This is a genomic window from Methylobacterium sp. WL116, from assembly GCF_008039455.1.
GTDB lineage: Bacteria > Pseudomonadota > Alphaproteobacteria > Rhizobiales > Beijerinckiaceae > Methylobacterium.
This window is the reverse complement of the sequence record NZ_VRUV01000495.1, coordinates 1-3,389: the sequence shown is the minus strand read 5'-3', so window position 1 is coordinate 3,389 and position 3,389 is coordinate 1. Positions and strand designations below refer to the sequence as shown.

The following is a 3,389-nucleotide window of genomic DNA, read 5'->3' as shown; positions in this document are numbered from 1 at the left end:
GGCGCAGCGCGTCGACACCACGACGCTCACCTGCGCGCAGGCCCGCGGCGCCGTCGCCCGCGCCGGCGGCATCGTGCTCGGCACCGGCGGCCCGACCTACGACCGCTTCGTCCGCGACCGCAGCTTCTGCGCGGCGACGGAGGTGACGCGATCCGCCTACGCGCCGACGCGCACCGACCCGAGCTGCTTCGTCGGCTACCGGTGCATCGAGCCGGGGTTCGACGACTGGTTCGGCGACCGGTGAGGCCGTCCCCTCAGTGGAGGAACGGCAGGGCGTGCGGCGCGAGGTAGCCGAAGCCGAGCAGCACCGCGCCGGCCGCGCCGAGCAGGCCGCCGGCGAAGACCAGGGCGACGATGCCGGTGATCACCTCGGCCGAGGCCAGCACGATGCCGATCTGGAAGGCGGCCGAGGCCAGCTCGTAATGGTGGTAGCGCAGCAGCGAGAGGTCGCGGTTGTTCTGCGCGGTCTTCGCCTTCTCGGCGAGTTCCTTGCGCCCCTCGCCGGTGGCGGGCTCGGAATCCCAGCGTGCCATCGTCTTCGCCCACTCGGCGCGCTTGGCCGCGATCGCGTCCTGGTTCGGCCCCGGCGGCACCAGGGCCACCGCCTCGTCGGCGGTCTTGAGCACCGTGGCGCGGATGGTGCGCGCCTGGAAGAACGCCCACTGGTTGGCCGCCTCGACGTTGGCGCCGATCGCGTCGGTCTGCGCCGCCTTGCCCAGCGTCTCGCTGAAGGCGAGGAACAGCGCCAGCACCGAGATCAGCAGCGCGACGCGCTTGTTCGACGTCCCGCCCGCTCCGTGACCACCCGACATCCGCTCAACGCTCCCCGTTCGATTCGTGCGGGCGCAGTCACAGCGCATCCGGCGCGCGGATGCAACGCGGCCGAGCTTTTAGGCCGATCCGCCGGCACCGCCTATGCTTCGGCCCGGCCCGATTCGCGGCCGGCGGTTTTCGTCTCCGGAGGACGCGTGATGCGCATCGCCAGCCTCACCTTCATGGCCCTCGCCCTCGGGCTGGCGGGACCCGCCCGCGCCGAGGCGCCGCAGAAGGCGGTTCCCCAAGTCCCTTCCCAGGTCACGCCTCAAGTCACCCTCGATCCGGCCCGCCTGGCGGCGGCGAAGGCGGTGGTCGCCCGCGCCCAGGGCGATCGCGACACCACGCTCCAGGCGATGACCGCGCCGATGACGGCGATGGTCCAGCAGATGGGGCTCAAGCAGCCCGATCGGGCCAAGGTCATGGTGCAGGAGGTGATCATGCCGATCCTCTCCGAGCATTACGACGAGCTGCTCAACCTGCAGGCGATCTCGTTCGCGGCCGTGCTGTCGAAGGCGGACCTGGAGGCCATCGCCGCGTTCGACGACACGCCGGCCGGCCGCAACATGGCCAAGGCGCAGCCGCAGCTGGCTCAGGCGCAGCTGACGGGCATGCAGCACTGGATCGGCAGCCTGGCCGGCGAGATGCAGGCGAAGCTCGCCGCGACCGCCGAGGCGCACGGCTGGGTGCCGGGCGGGAACAAGCCGAAGCCGAACTGAGCCTCCGGCTCTTCCGGCGGCGCCCGCCTACTCCGCCGCCTGCGCGAACACCGTGCCGGCGCGCGGCAGGTCGAGGGTGTCCCAGGTCTCGACCAGCGCCGCCGTCAGGGTGGCGATGCGGGCGGCGTCGTGGAACGGCGAGGGGGTGATGCGCAGGCGCTCGGTGCCGCGCGGCACCGTCGGGTAGTTGATCGGCTGGATGTAGATCGCGTGGCGCTCGAGCAGGTGGTCGGCGGCCGCCTTGCACAGCTCGGCGTCGCCCACCATCACCGGCACGATGTGCGTCTCGGTGGCGAGCACCGGCAGGCCGGCCTCCTCCAGCGCGCGCTTGGTCGCGGCGGCCTGGCGCTGGTGCGCCTCGCGCTCGGCCGTCGAGCGCTTGAGGTAGCGCACCGAGGCGCGCGCGGCGGCGGCGATCGCCGGCGGGATCGCCGTGGTGAAGATGAAGCCGGGGGCGAAGCTCCGCACCGCGTCGCAGAGCGCGGCCGAGCCGGTGATGTAGCCGCCGACGCAGCCGAACCCCTTGGCCAGCGTGCCCTCGATCACGTCGACCCGGTGCATCACGCCCTCGCGCTCGGCCATGCCGCCGCCGCGCGGCCCGTAGAGGCCGACCGCGTGGACCTCGTCGAGGTAGGTCATCGCGCCGTACCGCTCGGCGAGGTCGCAGATCGCGCCGATCGGCGCCACGTCGCCGTCCATCGAGTAGACGCTCTCGAAGGCGATCAGCACGTTGCGGCCGGCCGCCTCGACCAGCAGCGCTTCCAGGTGCGCGAGGTCGTTGTGGCGGAAGATCCGCTTCTCGCAGCCCGCGTGGCGCACGCCTTCGATCATCGAGTTGTGGTTGAACGCGTCCGACAGGATCAGGCAGTCCGGGATCAGCTTGGCGATGGTGGAGATGCCGGCCTGGTTCGAGACGTAGCCCGAGGTGAAGACCAGGCCCGCCTCCTTGCCGTGCAGGTCGGCGAGCTCGCGCTCGAGGTCGACCAGCGGCGAGTTGTTGCCGGCGATGTTGCGGGTGCCGCCGGCGCCGACGCCGCAGCGCTTGGCCGTGTCGGTGAGCGCGGAGACCACCTCCGGGTGCTGGCCCATGCCGAGGTAGTCGTTCGAGCACCACACGGTGATCTCCGAGGTCGCCCCGTCCGGCCGGCGCCAGTTCGCGATCGGGAAGCGGCCCGCGATGCGCTCGATGTCGGCGAACACCCGGTAGCGGCGCTCGCCGTGCAGGCGCTCCAGCGCGCCGCGGAAATGCGCCTCGTAGTCCACCCGCCGCGCCGCGATCTGGCCCTGCACGGAGCCCGGGCCGCGTTCGGAACCGTGCGCGTGCGTGGGGGCCGGTATGGAGGCGGGCCGGGTCTCGGGCATGGATGTCCTTGGGGGCTGGCCGGGCGTCGGATGCGCCGAGGCGCGGGATCGTCGTCGGCCGGGCCTGTTCGGGATGCGGGAAGGCGCGGCCGAGGACCGGTACGGTCCGGCGCGCCCGATCGCGCATCGGGTGGAGAGGAATCCGGCGGCGTCGCGTGGCGCCGTCGGACCGGAAGATACAGCCGGATCTGGAATCGGTTCAAGGTGACGGGGCGTCATCCCTGCCTTGCAGGCCGACGGGGGGCCGCCGCCGGCATTCGAGCGACCCTTTGAACGCCGCCGGGGCCATCGCCCCGACGGATGGATTGTGAGGTGCCGGCGGACGATCTAGGAGTCGAAGGCGACGATGGGTCGCGTGACGCATGACGACGAAGAACGACGAGGCCCGGGCCGCCCGCCTCAAGGCGGCCCTGCGCGAGAACCTGCGGCGGCGCAAGCGCCAGGTCCGCGGCCGGGGCGAGCCGGCGGCGGGGCAAGAGGCGGCGCAGGAGGAGG

General features: G+C 72.6%; 4 protein-coding genes. 2 read left to right on the top strand and 2 right to left on the bottom strand.

Annotated features, from left to right (window positions below):
- Positions 1 to 244: hypothetical protein (locus FV223_RS23375; RefSeq protein ID WP_147729231.1), on the top strand; the 244-nt coding region annotated here is incomplete at its 5' end.
- 10 nt (positions 245 to 254) lie between these two features.
- Here the strand turns inward: FV223_RS23375 and FV223_RS23370 are convergent.
- Positions 255 to 812 carry a DUF4337 domain-containing protein gene (locus tag FV223_RS23370; RefSeq protein ID WP_147729230.1) on the bottom strand — a complete coding sequence of 186 codons (558 nt, stop codon included), beginning with the start codon at positions 810 to 812 and terminating at the stop codon, positions 255 to 257.
- Between the two features lie 159 nt (positions 813 to 971).
- On the opposite strand from FV223_RS23370, the gene FV223_RS23365 reads away from it, so the two are divergent.
- The gene (locus FV223_RS23365; protein WP_147729229.1) at positions 972 to 1,532 is read left to right on the top strand and encodes a DUF2059 domain-containing protein; all 561 of its coding nucleotides are present in this window, start codon (positions 972 to 974) and stop codon (positions 1,530 to 1,532) included.
- 27 nt (positions 1,533 to 1,559) lie between these two features.
- Here the strand turns inward: FV223_RS23365 and hemA are convergent, their stop codons facing one another.
- Positions 1,560 to 2,822 carry a 5-aminolevulinate synthase gene (gene hemA / locus FV223_RS23360; protein ID WP_246689771.1) on the bottom strand — a complete coding sequence of 421 codons (1,263 nt, stop codon included), beginning with the start codon at positions 2,820 to 2,822 and terminating at the stop codon, positions 1,560 to 1,562.
- Between the last annotated feature and the right edge of the window lie 567 nt (positions 2,823 to 3,389).